The following is a 2,406-nucleotide window of genomic DNA, read 5'->3' as shown; positions in this document are numbered from 1 at the left end:
CGGGGGCCAGCGCGCCGCCGGTGATGAAGGCGCTGTTCCGGTTACGGCCGAAGTCGAGGTACTGGGCGTCGGCCTCGATGCCGACGACGACGCCGGAGCCCGGGGTGAACTGGTAGTTGTAGCCGATCTGGCCACCGCCGGAGAAGCCGTCCTGGCTGCGGTTGCGGAAGGTGGCGGTGGTGCCGGCGGCGGCGTAGGGGGCGGGGACGCCGAAGGTGGAGTTGTTGTTGCTGTTGCTGCTGGCGTCGAAGGCGTAGCCGGCGTTGATACCGAAGTAGGCGCCGGTCCAGGTGAACACCGGCACGGGGGTGAACACCGGCGGCGGAGCGGCGCGGCGCGGCAGGTCGGCGGCCGAGGCGGCAGCGGTCAGCGCGGTGAAGGCGGCCAGAGAGGCGAGGAGCTTGGTCATCGGGTAAGGTCCAAAATTTCGTCTGGAGCTATGGGTACCGGCTTATGAGCCAAATAGCTGTAGTTTTACGGACACACCGGCGAGCGACGCGTAGGCCTGTCATAGTAAATCGTCTATGAACGCATCTGAGATCGCCGTAATACATCGCGCTGTACACGAACGAGCGCCACAACATCTCACCCAGGCTTTGGTTGCACGCCGTCAGCCCTTTGCCGCGTCCCTGTTGCCGAACGGTGACAGGCTCGGTCGGCGGCCTTCTGCAGGGTGGGTCACGCGCTAACCCTCTCGGTCGAAAGCGGCCTGTCACGCCCTGTGCCGCTGTTCGATTCCAGGGTTTGATGGTCTGGCGCTCGATGCGCTCATCGGGGCGACGCATCCGGGTGCTGCGCGCGGACCACGCGTCGTGCTGGTGATCGCGCACCGAACCCTCTCGGTTCGCGGCGCCAGCCGTCTTCCGGTTAACGGATGGCCGCCTCACGCCGGTCGCTCAATCCGGTGACGCAACCCGCACCGCCGCGTCGCCATCAGCCCCCCGCACACCCCGCGGAGGTGCTGTCGTGAGGACTACGTGGCGCCTTCTCGCCCTGTGCCGGCCTCATCTCTCCCTGCTCGTGTCGGGCATCGCGCTCAATGTCGGCGTGGTCCTGGCCCATGTGGAGTTCCTGGCCGTGGCTGGCGGGTTCGCTGCTGCGATGGCGCTGGCCGGTCTCAGGATCACCCCGAGCGGGTACTTCGCGCTTGCGGCGGCGATCCGCGGCCTCGCCCGTCTGCGGACCAGCGGCCGGTATCGCGAGCGCCTCGTCACGCATGAGGCCACGCTCGCCCATCTGGCGACCCTGCGGGTCAGGCGCGACACGATGATCGGCGCGCACGGCGCCCGCCTGTCGGGTGGCCAAGCCCGGCGCGTTGCGGTCGCCCGCGCCTCCCTGAGGGACGCCCCTATCCTGCCCCACGAGCCGACCGAGGGCCTCGACGCGGATGCCGAACGGGCTGCGCGCGCTGATGGCCGGGCGGACGACGGTGCTGATCGCCCATCGGCGGGTGGCTTTGCGGGACATGGACGCCGTGATCAGCCTGTCCGCCGGGAAGGCGTGCGGCTCGCAGCCCGATTGGATCGTCCGCTAACATCGCTGCGCCCACCTCGCGGCAGGCGGAGGAGCTGTGCGGCGGAGGTCCCCGGCTCGGGTCCCTTCGGCTCGGAAAGCTGACACTGTCGTCTGGTTCCGCGAAGATCAGAACACACAATTGCGAGCCCGAGACTGTCTCTTTCAAGCACCTATTTGTGAACCGGTCCTGCCGCCGCGCGTCGCAACCAGTCGAACCGGCACGCCTTAAGACAGCGCCGAGTCGATCGGCCCAAATTTCCGCTTCTCAATTCTTGATCGATGTTCTCGAAGGGCTCTGCCATGTCTTACAACAGGTCGATCGTGATAGCTCTCGTCGCCGCTACGGCGCTCGGTGGTGCGGCCTTCGCGGCCGAGCAAGCTGCGGCGCCCCACGAGACGCCGGCGCAGAAGGCCGCCGATGCGGATGCCGGCAAGCTGTCGAAGGACGGGGCGCAGGCGTTCCAAGATCTCCAGCTCACGCGGCTCGCCATCTTTGAGGCCAATCCGGCTCAGGCCAAGGACATGATCGGCAGGGCGCAGGCGGCCTTCGCGAAGGCCAAGACCGACGACACGGTGTTCATGAAGGCGGAGGCCGACCTCAAGTCACCCGCCGATATGGCCGGGCAAAAGGGCATGGCCTCGTCCGCGACGGCGCAGCCGGCGGCGACTGACGACAAGCCGTCCAGTAATCAGTCGAAGAATCCGGTCGCCTGGGTGCCGGTCGACGCGCAGCTGACGCTCGGCGACGAGTTCGTGGCCACCCCCGAGAAGGCCTCGGCCGTAACCGAGGCGAACAAGAACCTCGCGCAGGGCGACCAGAAGGGCGCGATGGAGAAGCTCAAGCTCGCCCATGTCGACGTGAACTTCACGATGGCGGTGCTGCCGCTGAAC

General features: G+C 67.5%; 2 protein-coding genes and 1 pseudogene. 2 read left to right on the top strand and 1 reads right to left on the bottom strand.

Going from position 1 to position 2,406, the window contains the following annotated elements; translation table 11 throughout:
• Positions 1 to 409: pseudogene (locus tag MKK88_RS26760) on the bottom strand (porin family protein); the annotation flags it as partial.
• A 557-nt stretch (positions 410 to 966) separates the two neighbouring features.
• Here MKK88_RS26760 and MKK88_RS26755 point away from each other — a divergent pair.
• Positions 967 to 1,617, top strand: a complete 651-nt coding sequence (locus MKK88_RS26755) for a hypothetical protein (RefSeq protein ID WP_244005241.1) — start codon at positions 967 to 969, stop codon at positions 1,615 to 1,617.
• Positions 1,618 to 1,815: 198 nt separating this feature from the next.
• Positions 1,816 to 2,406: YfdX family protein (locus MKK88_RS26750; RefSeq protein WP_244005239.1), on the top strand; the 591-nt coding region annotated here is incomplete at its 3' end.

This window comes from Methylobacterium sp. E-005, from assembly GCF_022829725.1.
GTDB lineage: Bacteria > Pseudomonadota > Alphaproteobacteria > Rhizobiales > Beijerinckiaceae > Methylobacterium.
This window is presented reverse-complemented; position numbering and strand designations above follow the sequence as displayed.